The following is a 15,894-nucleotide window of genomic DNA, read 5'->3' as shown; positions in this document are numbered from 1 at the left end:
CCTCGCCCTACCGTAGGGGGATGACCAGCACCGATGAGCGCCCCACGCTGCGCCGCACCGTCACCACCACCGGGCTCTTCCTGTTCATCCTCGGGGACGTGCTCGGAGCGGGGGTGTACGTGCTGGCCGGGGAGATCGCAGGCATCGCCGGCGGCGCCCTGTGGGTGCCGCTCGTGGTGGCGCTGCTGTTGGCCCTGCTGACCGCCGGCTCCTACGCCGAGCTCGCGACCAAGTACCCCCGTGCGGGAGGCTCCTCCCACTACGCCACGCGCGCGTTCGGCCCCTTCGCGGGGTTCCTCGTCGGGTTCTGCATGCTCTCGGCCGGCATCGTGTCCGTCGGCGCGCTCGCGCTGGGCTTCGCCGGTGACTATCTCGGTGCCTTCGTCAGCCTGCCCGCCGTGCTCGTGGTGGTCGTGTTCCTCGTCCTGCTCGCGGCGCTGAACACCCGCGGCATCTCCGAGTCGCTGGGTGCGAACCGCGTGGCCACCCTGATCGAGGTGGGCGGCCTGCTGCTGGTGATCGTGCTGGGCGCGATCGTGATCGGCCGGGGCGAGGGCGACCTGGGCCGGCTCACGGAGCTCGGGACCCCCGAGAACGGACCTGTCGCGGCGGTGCTCGCCGGCACCGTCCTCGCGTTCTACTCCTACGTCGGCTTCGAGACCAGCGTGAACATCGCCGAGGAGACGAAGGACCCCTCGCGCTCCTACCCTCGCGCCCTGTTCGGGGCGCTGATCGTCACCGGTGTGGTCTATGCGCTGATCGGGGTGGTCGCCTCCGCCGTCGTGCCCACCGAGGAGCTCGCGGGCTCCTCCGCACCGCTGGCCCTCGTGGTCGAAGCGGCGGGCATCGTGCCGCCGGTCGTGTTCAGCGCGATCGCGCTGATCGCGGTGGCGAACGGGGCGCTGCTGACGGGCATCATGAGCTCCCGCCTCGCCTACGGCATGGCGTCCGACGGACTGCTGCCGCGGGTGCTCGCACGGGTCCTCCCCGGGCGCCGCACCCCATGGGTCGCGATCCTCGTGACCACGGCGCTGTCGATCCTCCTCGCCCTCACCGGGACCATCGACGTGCTCGCGGGCACCATGGTGCTGCTCCTGCTGGTGGTCTTCCTCTCCGTGAACGCGGCCGTGCTGGTGCTGCGCCGCGACCGGCCGGAGCACCGCCACTTCCGCGTCCCGGCCGTGCTCCCGGTCGGGGGCCTGGTCTCGTGCCTGCTGCTGATGACGCAGGTGGAGTGGGCGGTGTGGCGGCTGGGGCTCCCGTTCCTCGCCGTGGCGGCGCTGCTCGCGGGCCTCGCCGCATGGCGGCGGCGCCGGGCCGGTGAGCACACCGGCGCCGGCGCCGCCTGAGGCTCAGGCCCCCGCGGGGAACCGCTCCCAGACGCGGTGGCTCCCGAGCAGGGCGATGATCTCGCCGAGCACGCTCTCGCCGTCCTCGCCGACGACGAGCCCTGCGCCGCCAGGGGCGGTGCGCTCCTCGAGCGCCTCGCGGCCCGGGCCCCAGGCGCCGATCGCCTTCGCGTGGCGCCAGCACTCGTCGATCAGCTTGCCCACCCGCGGCTCGACCTCGCCGTTCCCGGGCGCGCCGGCCTTCGAGTCCACCGAGGGGCGGGAGTCCGGGGCCAGGAGCGGATTGCCGGCGAGCAGCAGGGCGTCCACCTCGACGGAGGCGGCGGTGCCGAGCGTGCGAGCCACCGGCACCCCGGCGACCTCGCCGCCGCGCGGTGCGATGACCAACGGGGTCATCGAGGCGGCGACGATCGCCTCGTGCAGCTCCAGCAGGTCCGCGTTGTCCGCCTCGGGGTCGACGACGATGCCGATCTTCCTGCCGTCGACGGGCCAGCTGCCGCCGAGCTGGGACAGCGGTGCGCTGGTGGCCGGCCCCTCCTCGGACCCGTCGGCCGGGACCGTCGGCTCCGGGGCGGGCAGGCCGAGGGCCGAGGCGACCCGCGCGCAGAGCTCGCCGTCGATGTTCGCCAGGCTCTGCAGCTGGCGCTCCTTGATCGTGTTCTCGTAACACTTGCCGAGCTCGAAGGAGTACGCGTCGACGATGTGGTCCCTCTCGACCGGCGTCATGCTGCGCCAGAACAGGCGGGCCTGGCTGAAGTGGTCCTCGAAGGTGGCCGAGAGCTCCCGCTCCTTCACCCCCTCCGGCACCCGGACCGGCAGGTCCTCGAAGGCGCCGTCCATCTCGCCCGCCATGAACGGGCAGCCCCCGTCCAGGGAGTTCGGCTGATAGGGCGCGACACCGGCGTGGTCGCCCTGCTGACCGTAGCCGTCCCGGAGCATGTCGTTGACCGGGGCGTGCGCACGGTTGATCGGCAGCTGCGCGAAGTTCGGCCCACCGAGCCGGGTGAGCTGGGTGTCGACGTAGGAGAACAGCCGCACCTGCAGCAGCGGATCATCGGTGACGTCGATGCCCGGCACCAGATGCCCGGGGTTGAAGGCGACCTGCTCGGTCTCGGCGAAGTAGTTGCTGGGGTTGCGATCCAGGGTGAGCCGGCCGATGGGCTGCACCGGCGCCAGCTCCTCGGGCACGAACTTCGTGGGGTCCAGCAGGTCGATCCCCTCGAAGCTCTGCTCCTCGTCGTCGGGGAACACCTGAATCCCGAGCTCCCAGCTGGGGTGGGCCCCGGACTCGATCGCATCGGCGAGGTCGCGGCGATGGAAATCCGGGTCGTTGCCGCCCAGGAGCTGCGCCTCCTCCCAGGTCAGCGAGTGCACGCCGAGCTGAGGCTTCCAGTGGAACTTCACCAGCGAGGTCTCCCCGGCAGCGTTCGCGAGCCGGAAGGTGTGGATCCCGAAGCCCTCCATCATCCGGTAGGACCGCGGGATGCCGCGGTCGCCCATGAACCACAGGGTGTGATGCTGGGCCTCGGTGTGCAGGGAGACGAAGTCCCAGAAGGTGTCGTGCGCGCTCTGGGCCTGGGGGATCTCCCGATCGGGATGGGGCTTGGCGGCGTGGACGACGTCGGGGAACTTGATCCCGTCCTGGATGAAGAACACCGGGATGTTGTTGGCGACCAGGTCGAAGGTGCCCTCGTCGGTGTAGAACTTCGTGGCGAAGCCGCGGGTGTCGCGGGCGGTGTCCATCGAGCCGCGCGAGCCGACGACGGTGGAGAAGCGGGTGAACACCTCGGTGCGCTTCCCCTTGGCGAGGAATCCGGCCCGGCACACGGGTTCCGCGGTGCCGTATCCCTCGAAGACGCCGTGGGCGGCGGCGCCGCGGGCGTGGACCACCCGTTCCGGGATCCGCTCGTGGTCGAAGTGGGTGATCTTCTCGCGCAGGTGGTGGTCCTGGAGCAGCACGGGGCCGCGGCGACCCGCCTTCAGCGAGTGGTCGGTGTCGCGCAGCCGCGCTCCCTGCGAGGTGGTCAGGAAGGCGCCCTGCTGGGCGTTCTTGCTGTGCTCCGGGCCCGGCTCGGCGCCGGTGGGCGTGCGCGGCTGCGCACCCTGCTGATCGGGCTTCGGCGGGAGGGGCCCGTCCGGTGTGGTCGGCTCCTCGAGCTGGGGCGGGCGGCTGCCGGGCCGGCCGGGAGCGGGGGTGGGGGTCTTCTTCGGAGGGGTCATGACGTGTCTCCTCGGGGATTTGCGCGGGTCGTCGCTGACACCGGTCACGGTAGGCGCGCGGGCGGCGGACCGACAGTCTCCCGACCGTCCGTGCAGGGCATTGCGCAGAACGATCGGTCCGTGCGGCCGGGCCGATCGGTCCGGCATGGTGCCCTCGTCGCGGGCCGCGCCTACGGTGGCGGTGATCCGCACCCGGAGGAGCGACCATGACCGAACCGTCCGTCGAGGACCGCGGGATCTGCGTGCTCGTGCTCAGCGATCCCGGGCAGTGCACAGACCGCGCCATCGCCGTGCAAGAGCTCTTCGAGCAGGAGCTGTCGCGCGTCTTCGGCAGTGCGACCGTGGAGGTGCGCCCTCAGTTCTTCGGGGTCAGCGACACCCGTACGCTCGACTTCCGCCCCATCGACTCGCTGCGCGAGGAGTTCACCCGCGTCGACGCCGTGCTGCTGCTGACCGAGATGCCGCGCCTCTCCCACGGCAGGCCGGAGATCGCGAAGCTGTTCCCCGACGAGCGCGCCGCCTCGCTCTCCTATCCCACGCTCGGCGTCCTCGCCGGGAGGCGGCGGCTGGTCGCGCTGTTCATGTCCTGCGTGCTCCGGCTCGTGGACGGCGCGCCCGAGGAGGAGCGGGAGCGGTACGACCTGCGGTGGAACCGCTGGTCGGAGCCGGATGCCGCGGAGGACGCCCCCCGGTACCTGCACGCGCACACGCTCACCGGCGTCCCCCGCACCGTGCTCGGGATGGTGGCGACGAACGCCCCCTGGCGCACGGCGCCCCAGCTCTCCTCGGCACTTGCCGCCGCCTCCGCGGCCGGGGCGTTCGGCGTCTTCTACAATTCCATCTGGCAGATGTCCGCCGCGCTGTCGACAGGCCGGCTGATGATGACCGGGCTGCTCGCGATCACGCTGATGGTGCTGTGGCTGCTGCTGAGCAACGGGCTCTGGGAGCGCGCACGCCATACGGAGCCCGCCGAGGTCCTCGTGTACTACAACCTCTCCACCGTGCTCACGCTGTTCCTGTGCGTACTCGCGCTGTACCTCGCACTGTTCGTGCTCATCCTCGCCGCCGGCCTGGTGGTGATCGATCCGGACTTCATGGAGCAGATCGTGGAGAAGCCGACGGAGCTCTCCAGCTACATGGACATCGCCTGGCTCAGCGCGGCGATGGGGGTGGTCGCGGGCGGACTCGGCACGAGCTTCGACGGGTCGACGGACCTGCGCCGGCTCACCCATGGGCAGCGGGAGATCGCGCGGCGCCCGCAGGGCGAGGACGACCGCTGAACCGCTCTCAGGACGGCCGGCGCCGCTCCAGGTCCCTCACGGCGGGCCCCTCGAGCAGCGTGCCGTCCGGCGCGAAGCGGGAGCCGTGCAGCGGGCAGTCCCAGGAGCGCTCCGCATCGTTCCATCGCAGCGCACCGCCCAGATGGGTGCACACCCCGGAGACCGCGCAGGTGCGGCCCCCGACCGTGGACACGGCGACCGGGGCGCCGCCCGACCGGCCGACGACGCCCTCGCCCTCGCCCGGGGCCCGCTCGGGCAGCGCGTGCAGCTCCGCCTGCGCCCACCCGGCGGCGAGGTGCGCACCGACCTGCGCCGTCATCGAGATCCCGGCGGCGAGCGCACTCGCCCCCGCGCCGCGCCGCAGCGCGGGGTACCACGCGGGCGGCGCCTCCTCGAGCAGACCGCTCATGGCCAGGGCGGCGGCGACACCGCCCGTCATCCCCCACTTCGCGAACCCGGTCGCGGCGAGGATCGTGCCCCCGCTGCCGGGGAGCGCGCCGACGAGCGGCAGGCCCGAGGCGCTGTGGTAGTCCTGCGCGGCCCAGCTGTGGGTGCGCTCGGCGCCGGGGACGAGGCCCCGGGTCCAGTCGTCGATCTCCCGGAGGATCCGGCGCGGTGACTCGGCGCGGCCCGTGACGTGGTCTCCGCCGCCCACCAGCAGCAGCTCCTCGTCCCCGAGCGGCACGGAGCGCAGGGTCCGGTCCGGGGCGTCGGCCGAGATGTGCATGCCGCGGGGCCGCCAGGCGCCGGGCGGCAGCCGGTAGGTCATCGCGTAGGAACGGCGCGCCGTGACGCGCTCGGCGTGCCCGCTGCGGTCCAGGACGGTGCTGCCGGTGGCGAGGACGAGCCGCTCCGCACGGACCTCGCCGCGCGTGGTGCGGAGGGTGAGGGGGCCGGCGCGGCCCACCCTTGTCACGCGGGCGCCCTCGACCAGGATCCCGCCGAGCGCGTGCAGCTCGCGGGCGAGGGCGGTGAGGACCTCGAGCGGATGGAACTGGGTCTGGCCCTCGAGGGTGACCGCACCGGTCACCGGGAAGGGCAGCTCGGTGGTCGCGGAGTGCGTGACCGCGAGCCCGAGCTCGCGGGCCGTCAGCCATTCCTCGCGCACCGACTCGGCGCCCTCGGCCGTGGTGGCGAAGGTGGTCGCGGGTCGCTGCTGGACGGGCACCTCGTGGAGCGCGCACGCCTCGAGCAGCCAGCGCCGTGCCTCCGTGTGGGACGCGAGATGGGCGCGGGCGGTCCCGAGGGAATGGCGGGAGCGCAGCTCGGAGAGCCGGGTCCCCTGCAGGAGCGTGACCTTCGCCGTGGTGTGGCCGGTCGCGACCGCCCCTGCGGACCGTGCTTCCAGCACGATCACCCGCTTCCCGGCTCGGGCGAGCATCACGGCGGTCGCCAGCCCCGTCAGTCCCGCGCCGGCGATCGCGACGTCGTAGGAGATGCCGACGGGGAGCTCCGCGGTGGGGATCCGCGCGGGGTCATGGGTGTCGAGCCAGAACGAACGCATCAGGGGACCTCCACGCGTCTCGCAGCGCCCCCGGCGATCTCGGGGCCGTCCGCCCACCCTACGGACCGGCCTCGGGAGCCGCTCCCGGCCTTGACCGATCGGTCGTGCAGGTTGGCGTTGCGCGGAAGCGCTCCTAGTGTTCGCCGAGAGGCACCCGACGGCGGGGCCGCCGCTCGGGAGGAGTCGGGATGACTGTTGCTGATCGCACCGCGTCGGCGCCGACGACGGCGCCCGTGCGCCGACGCCGGCGGCGACGGCTCGACCGGGAGGCGCTCGCCGGCTACGCCTTCATCTCGCCCTGGATCCTCGGGTTCCTCGTTTTCACCGTGATCTCGATGGGCTACAGCGCGTATCTCTCGGCCACCGACTACGACCTGGCCACGAACACGGCTCCGTGGGTGGGCGGCGCGAACTACGCAGAGCTCGTCGAGGACCCGAAGGTCCTGCAGTCCCTCGGGAACACGTTCACCTACGCGCTGATGTCGGTGCCGCTGGAGACGGCGTTCGCGCTGCTGCTGGCCCTTCTGCTGACGTCGATCCCGCGAGGGCAGGGCTTCTTCCGGGTGCTCTACTACCTGCCCAAGATGACCCCTGCCGTCGCGACCGCCGCGGTGTTCCTGCTCCTGCTCAACGGCAACCGTGGCGCGGTCAACCAGTTCCTCGGCGTCCTCGGCATCCAGGGTCCGCAATGGCTGATCGATCCGGACTGGATCATCCCCTCGATCGTGCTGATGTCCGCGTGGGCGGTGGCGGGCTCGATGATCATCTACATGGCGGCGCTGCAGGGCGTCCCGGTGGATCTCTACGAGGCGGCGGCGCTGGACGGCGCGGGACCGATCCGCAGGTTCTGGCGGATCACCGTCCCCCTGATCTCGCCGACCACGTTCTTCCTGGTGGTCACCAACACCATCTCGTCGCTGCAGGTGTTCGACCAGGCGTACCTGCTCTTCTACCGCGACGCGAGCAGCTCGGCGCCCTCCGCCTCGCTGTTCTACGGCATCCACCTCTACCAGCAGGCGTTCCAGCAGTTCAACTTCGGCCTCGCCGCCGCGATGGCCTGGGTGCTCTTCATGATCATCATGGTGATCACCGTGATCCAGGTCCAGGTCTCGAAGCGTCTCGTGCACTACCAGGGGGAGCCCCGATGAGCACCGCGAAGCAGACCCTCGAGCAGACCGGCACCGGCGCTGTCGCGTCCCGCATCGCGCCGACCGGCACCGGCCGCACGGGCGCGCTCGCGGGCGCGGTCACCGGTCATGCGGACGGCCCCCGCCGCGCGCTGCGACGGGTGGGCACCGCGCTGCGCTGGGCGCTGATCCTCGCCATCGGCGGGATGTTCCTCTACCCGCTGGTGTGGCTGCTGGCGGCGAGCCTCAAGCCGCGCGGCGAGGTGTTCGACAACCGCCTGATCCCGCGGACCTGGTCCCTGGAGAACTACACCGAGGTGTGGGCGCAGCTGCCGCTGGCGAGCTGGTTCATGAACTCCGTGTTCATCGCCGTGGCCGGGGCCACGCTCATGACCCTGTCGAGCTCGATGGTCGCCTTCGGCTTCGCCTACTTCCGCTTCCCGGGCCGGAACCTGCTGTTCGGGCTGGTCCTGGCGACGATGATGCTTCCCGGCGCCGTGACCCTGGTGCCCAACTACCTGATCTGGAAGCACCTGGGGTTCCTGGGGACCACCGTTCCCCTGTGGGGCGCGGCCCTGTTCGGCTCGGCGTTCTACATCTTCCTCATGCGCCAGTTCTACCGCGGCATCCCGCGCGAGCTGTTCGAGGCCGCCCGCGTGGACGGCTGCACCTATCTCGGCCTCTTCCGCCGCATCGCGTTCCCCCTGGCGCTGCCCTCGGCCGTGATCGTCTGGCTGTTCGAGTTCCAGGCGTCGTGGAACAACTTCCAGGGGGCGCTGATCTACCTGAACTTCGGCACCCCCGAGGAGTACACGGTGCCGCTCGGGATCAACTACGCGATGACCCTGTTCTCCCCGACCGCGGGCGGACACGGCGACTACCAGTACGTCATGGTCGCCTCCGTCGTCGTGACCCTGCCGATGCTGCTGCTGTTCGCGGTGGGGCAGCGGTACTTCGTCGGCGGCCTCGCCGGGGTCGGCGTCAAGGGCTGAGAGGGGCGCCCAGCAGGGCACGGGGCGCCCGCCGCGCTCACGAGGCGCTGTCGAACTCCCGCTGCGCGCTCTCCTGCGCGTCGCCCAGCGCCTGGGCGGGTTCCTTCTCCCCGTTGAGCGCGGCCGTGACGGCGTCGAGCAGGGCCTGCTTGACCTGCTCCCCGACGGGCGAGGGGCCCGTGGACCGCGGAGCGGACAGGACGTCGTAGTAGACGGAGATCGACTGGTCGAAGTCCGCGTCCCCGGACTCCTCGACGTACTGCTCGCGCACCTGCTGGTCGGCCTCGGGCGACCCGGTGAAGAGCCCGGTGTTGATCCCGCTGCCCTCCGCGACGGTGGCCGCCCGGGCCTTGCCGGCCTCGAGCCACGCCTCGGTGGAGGTCGCGGCGAGCGCCCAGGCGAGGGCGCCGTCCGGGTTCGCGGCACCGGCGGGGACCGCGAAGGCCGACCCCCCGGCGAAGCCGATCGGGGCGCCGTCGAGGCCGAGGATCGGCACGGCATGGAGGTCCACGCCGTCGGCGAAGTCCGTGAGGACGTTGAGGTACCACTGCGCCCAGGACTGTGCGACGACCTGGTCGCTGACGTACTGGTTCTGCTCTCCGAAGACGTCCATGGCGTTCTTCAGCGAGGTGACCTCCGCGTAGCCGCCCTGGAGGTCCATCAGCTCCTTCATCCAGGTCAGGGCGTCCACGTTCTCGGAGCTGTCGAGCGTGGGTGCGCCGTCCTCGCCGATGCTGCCGCCGCCGAACACCTGGAGCCACATCTCCGCCGAGCCGGGGATGTCGCCGTCGAGGCCGAGGGCGGTGGGGGCGGAGCCCTCCATGGAGGTGCCCTTCTCGGCGACCTGCAGCAGCGCGTCGGGGACAGAGGTGTCGAAGTCCTCCGGGGCGATCCCCGCGGCCTCGGCGGTCCGCACGTTGATCAGGAGCGCGCTGGGCTGGAAGAACTGGGGGACGGCGTAGGCCGCCCCGGCCTGGGTGACATCACCCAGGGCGGCCTCGTAGTACTGCGTCGCCGGGTCGACGCCGTGCACCTCGAAGCCCTGGTCCAGCGGCATAATGAGGCCGTTCGCAGCGAAGGTCGCGACCAGGGAGCGATCGAGCTGGATGAGATCGGGGACCTGTCCGGCGGCGGCCTGGGCGGTGAACTTCTGGGAGTCGAAGTTCGCGGTGTCCATCGAGACCTGGAGGTCCGGCAGCTGCGCAGCGGCGTGGTCCGCGCGCGACTGACCCACCTCGTCCGAGGGGTTGAAACCCATCGTCGCGAGCTGCCCGGTCGCGGCGTCGGCGAACTCGTGCTGCTCCTGACCGCCTCCCGCGCCGGGGGTCTCGCCGCCGCGGTCGCAGGCTGCCAGTCCCATGACGGTGGCCGCGGCCCCGGCCTGCAGGGCGCGTCGTCGGCTCAGCATGATGGTCTCCTTCCGCAGCGGACGGTCGACGCTGGTCACGACGACTCCGTCCCGCTCCTGATCGCAAGCTAGATCGCGTGCCCCGAGGCGGCAACCAAACCGTCCGAGCGGTCCGAGGAGATCAGGAGGGGCCCTCCCCACGGGCGAGCTCGGCGGCCTCGCCGGCACCGCGCGTCCACACGTCCCCGTGGCCGGGCAACACCGTCGAGGCACCGGTGTCGGCGATCGGGTCCAGGGAGCGCAGGGCCAGCGCGCTGTCGGCCGTGGCGGCCCCGGCGATGATCCGCGGTCCCGTGCGCCCGGTGTACGGGTCGAGGGTGACCAGCGCGTCGCCGGAGAGCACGGCATCCCGCTGCGGCAGGTGCAGGGCGACGTGCCCGAAGGTGTGGCCGGGGGTCGAGATCACGCGGGGGGAGCCCGGCACGTCGACGGTCTCGCCGGGGGTGAGCGCGCCCGTGTGCTCCACCCCCTTCACCCATGCCGCGCCGGCCCCGAGCATCCGTGCCAGGACGGGGAGGGCGCGCGGGTGCCGCAGGGGGTAGAGCGCTCGCGGGTTCTCATGCGCGTAGCGGTAGGGGTGGGCGGCCAGCTCGGCGTCGAGCGGGTGGACGAGCACCGGGATGCCGAGCCGCTCGACGAGCCGTCGGGCGACGCCTACGTGGTCGAAGTGGGCGTGGGTGAGCACGAGCGCTCGGACGTCCTCGGGGCGGTGCCCGAGGTGGCGCAGCGCCATCCCGAGCTCGTGCCAGAGGCCGGGGAGGCCGGCGTCGACGAGCGTCAGCCCGTCCTTGCTCTCGATCAGATAGCAGTTGACGTGCGCATGGGCGAGACGATGGACGCCGGGGGCCACATCAGGGGTGAGCATTCGTCCTCCTTGCTCGGGTGCAGGGAGGCTACGCGCGGGGTCGACCCCGGGTCACGGGTCGACCGGTCGGCTCCGGCGGTCAGCCGCGGCGGTTCCCCTCGCGCCCGATGGCGGCTCCCTGCCCGGCCGCGCCCTGCTCGCCGTCGCCCGTCGGCGGTCCTGCGGCGTCGGCCTCCCCGTCGCCCTGCTCCTCGGCCACGGACTCCTCGGTGGGCTGCTCGGCGTCCTCGCCGTTCTCCTCCTCGGCGGCGGGCTCCTCGGTGGTGCCGGTCCTGCCGGCGACCAGGCGGCCGCCCATGACGTTCTGCAGATCGCGCGCGGAGCCCTGGGTGGGCGGGCCCTGCAGCGCCACGGGAGCCGTCGGGCCGGGTCACGGACTGCACGACGTAGCTGTCGCGGTGCACGCCGCCGGAAGCGGTCGAGCCGTACACCTCGGCCATCTCCGCGACCGTCGGAGAGGCGGAGCCGAGGACGTTCGAGGCGTCCGCAGCCAGGCCTGGGGTCCTCTCCGGCAGGCCGAGCGAGATCGCGGTCTCCATCGTGCGCTCGGGGCCGACCTCGAGATCCGCCTCCGCGTAGGGGCGCTCCCTGGCCGGCTCCAGATCAGCCCTCCGACCGGTTCCCGCGCATGGCGCGCTTGGCGCGGGCGAACCAGCCGCCGGTCGAGATCGCGTTCGGGACCCCGCCACCGGCCATGAAGCCGGCGGTCTGCCCCATCAGGCGGGTGTGGCAGCTCTCGCACAGCCGGCGTCCCGTGAACGAGCGATGCACCGTCCCGCGGATCCGGTTGCGGCACTGCTCGCAGCGGGCGGCCATGGTCAGTCCCCTCCTCGGCCGCCGCCGCGGCCCTCACGGCCGCCGCCGAGCCCCTGGCCCTCGCCGGGCAGCAGGTCCTCGACCTCGGGGAGACCCGCGTCGGCCTCCTCCTCGCCGCCCTGCTCGTCGGCCGGCGGCTCCTCGGTGGGCTGGTCCGCGGGAGGCTCCTCGTCCGCGGGCGGCTCCTCCGACGGGGGCTGCTCGGTGGGCTCGGGCTCCTCCGTCGTCGGCTCCTCCGTGGGCTCGGGCTCCTCCGTCGTCGGCTCCTCCGTCGTCGGCTCCTCGGTGGTCGGCTCCTCCGTGGTGGGCTCCTCGCTGGGCTCCTCCTGCGTCGGCTCCGGGGCGCGGGTCGGCTCGGGCTCCTGCGTGGGCGGCGGGACGTAGCTGCGCTCCTGCGTCTCGTTGTCCAGCTGCACCTCCTCGGGGAACTCGAGGTACTCCTCGCCCTCCAGGGAGGTCGACATGATGTCGCCCCAGATCTGGGTGGGGAAGGTGCCGCCGGTGATGTTCTGCTCCCCGCCGAAGGGGGTCAGGGTCTCCTCGGAGGTGCCGTCGGCCGAGGGCTGGAACATGCCCACGGCGGTGACCAGCTGCGGGGTGAAGCCCACGAACCAGGCCGAGCGGAAGCTCTCCGAGGTGCCGGTCTTGCCGGCGACCGGGCGGCCGCCCATGACGTTCTGGAGGTCGCGTGCGGAGCCCTGGGTGGGCGGGCCCTGCAGGGCGACGGTCGCGTTGATCGCGACCTCCTCGTCCATGCCCTGGGTGTCCGTGGTCTCGTGCTCGTAGCGCGAGGAGCCGTCGGGCCGGGTCACGGACTGCACGACGTAGCTGTCGCGGTGCACGCCGCCGGAGGCGATCGAGCCGTACACCTCGGCCATCTCCGCGACCGTCGGGGAGGCGGAGCCGAGCACGTTCGAGGCGTCGGGGAACAGGCCCGGGGTCTTCTCCGGCAGGCCCAGGGAGATCGCCGTCTCCATGGTGCGCTCGGGGCCGACCTCGAGGTTCGCCTCCGCGTAGGCGGTGTTGATCGAGTTGGTGGTCGCCTTCTCGAGGGTGACCCGGCCGTAGTCGACGTCGTTGAAGTTCTTCACCGTCCAGCCGCCGCGGAAGGTCTTCGGCGAGTCGCCGTCCCAGCGGGAGTCCAGCGGGTAGCCGTCCTCGAGCGCGGCGATGAGGGTGAAGGTCTTGAAGATCGAGCCGGCCTGCATCCGGGACTGGGTCGCGTCGTTCTGCGCCTGGGTGACGTAGTCCGCGCCGCCGTACATGCCGCGGATCGCGCCGGTGGAGGGGTCCATCGTCACGGTGCCCACGCGGTTGTTCTCGGGCCGGTCCTCGGGCAGGTTCTCGACGGCCTGCACGGTGTTCTCCTGGATCGCCGGATCGATCGTGGAGACGATGGTGAAGCCGCCGGTGTTGATCTCGTCCTCGGTGAAGCCCTCGGCGATCAGCTCGCCCCGCACCTGCGACAGGAGATAGCCGTTGGTGCCGCCGAGGGAGTTCTCGGAGTTCGGCTCGACCGTCTGGGGGAACTCGAGGGCGTCCGCCTCGGCGGGGGTCATCTGCTCCTCGGCGACCTGTCGGGTGATCACCCGGTCCCACAGCTGCGTGGACTTCTCCGGATCGTTCGCCGGGTCGTAGGTCGAGGGGCTCGGGATCACGGCGACCAGCAGCGCGGCCTCCGCGTCGGTGAGCTCGGAGGCGTCCTTGTCGAAGTAGGCCTGGGAGGCCTCCTGCACGCCGTACGCGCCGCGGCCGAAGTAGATGGTGTTGAGGTAGCGGGAGAGGATCTCGTCCTTGGAGAGCTCCTGGTCCGCCTTCAGCGCCATGATCGCCTCCTTCGCCTTGCCGACGTAGGAGGTCTCGGTGCCGGTGTAGTACCGCTCGACGTACTGCATGGTGATGGTGGAGCCGCCCTGGCGGGCCCCGCCCTGGAGGTTGTTGACGAAGGCGCGGACGATGCCGCGCGGGGAGACGCCGCGGTTCTCGTAGAAGCTCGAGTCCTCGCTCGCGACGACGGCCTGCTTGATGTTGTCGGGGATCTCCTCGGCCGGGAGCTCGGTGCGGTTGATCTCGCTGAACTGCCCCATCTCTGTCTCGCCGTCGGCGAAGTAGACGCGGGAGGTCTGGGCGAGGGCGAAGTCGGAGGGCTCGGGCACCTCGGTGTCGTTGTACAGCCACACCGCGAAGCCGAGCCCGGCCAGCACGAACAGCGCCATGGCGCCGACGATCATGCGCAGCGAGGGGATCCAGCGCCAGGGGTTCTTCCGCCCGGCGCGGGGGTAGTTCAGGAAGTTCGTCGCCGCGACCTTCTTCCCGCGGCCCGTCCCCGCGCCCTTCGGGGCGGCGCCGGCGTGGCGGGCGCTCACGGAGGTGCGGGAGGTGGGGCGCTTCGCGGAGCTCGCGGAGGCGGCCGACGTGGTGGCGGCGGCGCCTGTCCTCGCGCCGGAGGTCCCCTTCGACGCAGTGCGGCTGGTGCCCTTGGCGCTGCCGGTGCTCTTCGAGGAGCCGCTGCGACTGCTGCCCTTGGCGGCGCCGCCCTTCGCGGACTTCCCGGAGGGCGTGCGGCGCACACCCGCGGCGCGGCGGTTGCCGCCGCCGCTCGACGGGCGTCGGGACTCGCTCATGGCTGCTCCTGGTCCTTCGGGGGCATGGACGGATGAGGGCGCCGCAGCGTCCAGCTCCCCAGTATGAGCACGCCCCCGGTCCCGACGGAACGATCCGGCGGCGAAACACACAGGGTGTGCACGAGCCGTGCGGCCTCGCTCACACCGTCCCCGAGCGACGCGCCGAGGGCCCCTACCCCTCGGTCCGGGCCTCCCACCAGGCACGCAGCTCCTGCTCGGCGCGCTCCTCGCCGAGCGGACCGTGCTCCATCCGCAGCTCGAGCAGATGCTTGTACGCCTCGCCCACCTCGCGGCCGGGCGGCAGGTCGAGGATCTCCATGATCCGGTTGCCGTCGAGGTCGGGACGGATCCGCCCGATCTCCTCCTGCTCGGCGAGGTGGTCGATGCGGGCCTCGAGCTCGTCGTAGGCGCGGGCGAGGGTGCGGGCCTTGCGCCGGTTGCGGGTGGTGACGTCGGCGCGGGTGAGGCGATGGAGGTGCTGGAGCAGGTCGCCGGCGTCGGTGACGTAGCGGCGCACCGCCGAGTCGGTCCACGGCGAGTCGACATAGCCGTGGAAGCGCAGATGCAGCTCCACCAGCCGCGCCACCTTCTTGGTGGTGTCCTTGTCGAAGGTCAGGGCCTTCATCCGCTTCGCGGTCATCTTCGCGCCGACGGTCTCGTGGAAGCGGAAGGTCACCGCGCCGCCGTCCTCGAAGCGGCGCGTGGCGGGCTTGCCCACGTCGTGCATCAGCGCGGCGAGGCGCAGCACCAGGTCGGGGCCCTCGCACGGCCCGCCCGAGCCGGCCGGGCTCTCGAGGTCGATCGCCTGGTCGAGAACGGTGAGGGTGTGCTCGTAGACGTCCTTGTGGTGGTGGTGCTCGTCGATCTCGAGCTGCAGGGCCGGCAGCTCGGGCAGCACGTGCGCGGCCAGGCCCAGCTCGGTCATCAGCTCGAGGCCGCCGCGGGGGTGGGCGCCGAGCATGAGCCTCACGAGCTCCTCCCGCACCCGCTCGGCGGAGACGATCGTGATCCGCTCGGCGAGCTGCTCGATCGCGTCGGCCGTGGCGTCCTCGATCCGGAAGCCGAGCTGGGCGACGAAGCGGACCGCCCGCATCATCCGCAGCGGGTCGTCGTCGAAGGACTGCACGGGCGCGACGGGGGTGCGCAGCAGGGTGCGGGCGAGGTCGGCGAGCCCGTCGAAGGGGTCGACCAGCTCGAGGGAGGGCAGGCGCACCGCCATCGCGTTGACGGTGAAGTCGCGACGGGAGAGATCGCCCTCGAGGGTGTCGCCGTACTCGACCTGCGGCTTGCGCGAGGCCGGGTCGTAGGACTCGGTGCGATAGGTCGTGATCTCGACCTTCACCCCGTCGCGCACCCCGCCGAGGGTGCCGAAGTCGCGCCCCATGTCCCAGATCGCCCCGTCCCGCGTCCAGGAGCGGAGGATCGCCTCGGTCTGCTCGGGCCGGGCGGAGGTGGTGAAGTCGAGGTCGGCGCTCGAGCGGCCCAGCACCGCGTCCCGCACCGGCCCGCCCACCAGGGCGAGCTCGTGGCCGGCGGCCTCGAACAGCCTCCCCAGCTCGTGGACCTCCTTGGGCAGGGCCCGGAACATCGAGGCGGCACGGGTGCGGGCGGTCGCGAGGCGCTCGGCGGTCTCGTCGGCAGGTTCGGTCACGGGCGGTCCTGTCCAGGGGAGGAGGGGATGGAGATGTCGTGGAGGCGGGCGCGCCTCC

The 15,894-nt window shown here is 72.2% G+C and carries 12 protein-coding genes; 4 read left to right on the top strand and 8 right to left on the bottom strand.

Annotated features, from left to right (window positions below; all coding sequences use genetic code 11):
- Window positions 1-20: 20 nt before the first annotated feature.
- On the top strand, window positions 21-1,349 hold the full coding sequence (locus DEU31_RS00305; RefSeq protein WP_133674950.1) for an APC family permease: 1,329 nt from the start codon (window positions 21-23) through the stop codon (window positions 1,347-1,349).
- Window positions 1,350-1,352: 3 nt separating this feature from the next.
- On the opposite strand, the gene DEU31_RS00300 is transcribed toward DEU31_RS00305, so the two are convergent.
- Window positions 1,353-3,569: a catalase gene (locus DEU31_RS00300; RefSeq protein WP_133674948.1), complete on the bottom strand. Its 2,217-nt coding sequence runs from the start codon at window positions 3,567-3,569 to the stop codon at window positions 1,353-1,355.
- A 206-nt stretch (window positions 3,570-3,775) separates the two neighbouring features.
- Between DEU31_RS00300 and DEU31_RS00295 the strand changes: the two genes are divergently transcribed.
- Window positions 3,776-4,849 (top strand): hypothetical protein, encoded by a 1,074-nt coding sequence (locus DEU31_RS00295; protein WP_010552045.1) that lies wholly within the window; start codon window positions 3,776-3,778, stop codon window positions 4,847-4,849.
- 7 nt (window positions 4,850-4,856) lie between these two features.
- Here DEU31_RS00295 and DEU31_RS00290 read toward each other — a convergent pair whose 3' ends face one another.
- Window positions 4,857-6,353 carry an FAD-dependent oxidoreductase gene (locus DEU31_RS00290; protein WP_010552044.1) on the bottom strand — a complete coding sequence of 499 codons (1,497 nt, stop codon included), beginning with the start codon at window positions 6,351-6,353 and terminating at the stop codon, window positions 4,857-4,859.
- Between the two features lie 188 nt (window positions 6,354-6,541).
- Here DEU31_RS00290 and DEU31_RS00285 point away from each other — a divergent pair, with 188 nt between their 5' ends.
- Both DEU31_RS00285 and DEU31_RS00280 read left to right on the top strand, forming a co-directional pair.
- Window positions 6,542-7,501, top strand: coding sequence for a sugar ABC transporter permease (locus tag DEU31_RS00285; protein WP_029360903.1), 960 nt, complete (start codon window positions 6,542-6,544; stop codon window positions 7,499-7,501).
- Window positions 7,498-8,472 carry a carbohydrate ABC transporter permease gene (locus DEU31_RS00280; protein ID WP_010552042.1) on the top strand — a complete coding sequence of 325 codons (975 nt, stop codon included), beginning with the start codon at window positions 7,498-7,500 and terminating at the stop codon, window positions 8,470-8,472. Before DEU31_RS00285 ends, DEU31_RS00280 begins: the two co-directional genes overlap by 4 nt.
- A gap of 37 nt (window positions 8,473-8,509) precedes the next feature.
- Here the strand turns inward: DEU31_RS00280 and DEU31_RS00275 are convergent, their stop codons facing one another.
- From DEU31_RS00275 to DEU31_RS00250, 6 genes are all read right to left on the bottom strand, one after another.
- On the bottom strand, window positions 8,510-9,919 hold the full coding sequence (locus DEU31_RS00275) for an extracellular solute-binding protein (protein WP_133674946.1): 1,410 nt from the start codon (window positions 9,917-9,919) through the stop codon (window positions 8,510-8,512).
- Between the two features lie 82 nt (window positions 9,920-10,001).
- On the bottom strand, window positions 10,002-10,745 hold the full coding sequence (locus DEU31_RS00270; RefSeq protein ID WP_010552040.1) for an MBL fold metallo-hydrolase: 744 nt from the start codon (window positions 10,743-10,745) through the stop codon (window positions 10,002-10,004).
- Window positions 10,746-10,824: 79 nt separating this feature from the next.
- A complete protein-coding gene (locus DEU31_RS16975; RefSeq protein WP_010552039.1) occupies window positions 10,825-11,097 on the bottom strand; it encodes a hypothetical protein in 273 nt (90 codons plus the stop codon).
- Window positions 11,098-11,348: 251 nt separating this feature from the next.
- Window positions 11,349-11,561: a hypothetical protein gene (locus DEU31_RS00260; RefSeq protein WP_133674944.1), complete on the bottom strand. Its 213-nt coding sequence runs from the start codon at window positions 11,559-11,561 to the stop codon at window positions 11,349-11,351.
- 2 nt (window positions 11,562-11,563) lie between these two features.
- A complete protein-coding gene (locus tag DEU31_RS00255; protein ID WP_133674942.1) occupies window positions 11,564-14,185 on the bottom strand; it encodes a transglycosylase domain-containing protein in 2,622 nt (873 codons plus the stop codon).
- Between the two features lie 172 nt (window positions 14,186-14,357).
- Complete coding sequence (locus tag DEU31_RS00250) at window positions 14,358-15,773, bottom strand: CCA tRNA nucleotidyltransferase (protein ID WP_133676245.1); 1,416 nt, start codon at window positions 15,771-15,773, stop codon at window positions 14,358-14,360.
- Window positions 15,774-15,894 lie beyond the last annotated feature (121 nt).

Source organism: Brachybacterium sp. AG952 (genome assembly GCF_004362645.1).
In the GTDB taxonomy this organism is placed as follows: domain Bacteria; phylum Actinomycetota; class Actinomycetes; order Actinomycetales; family Dermabacteraceae; genus Brachybacterium; species Brachybacterium conglomeratum.
Note: the sequence above shows the minus strand (reverse complement) of the source record. Positions and strands in the feature narration are given on the sequence as shown.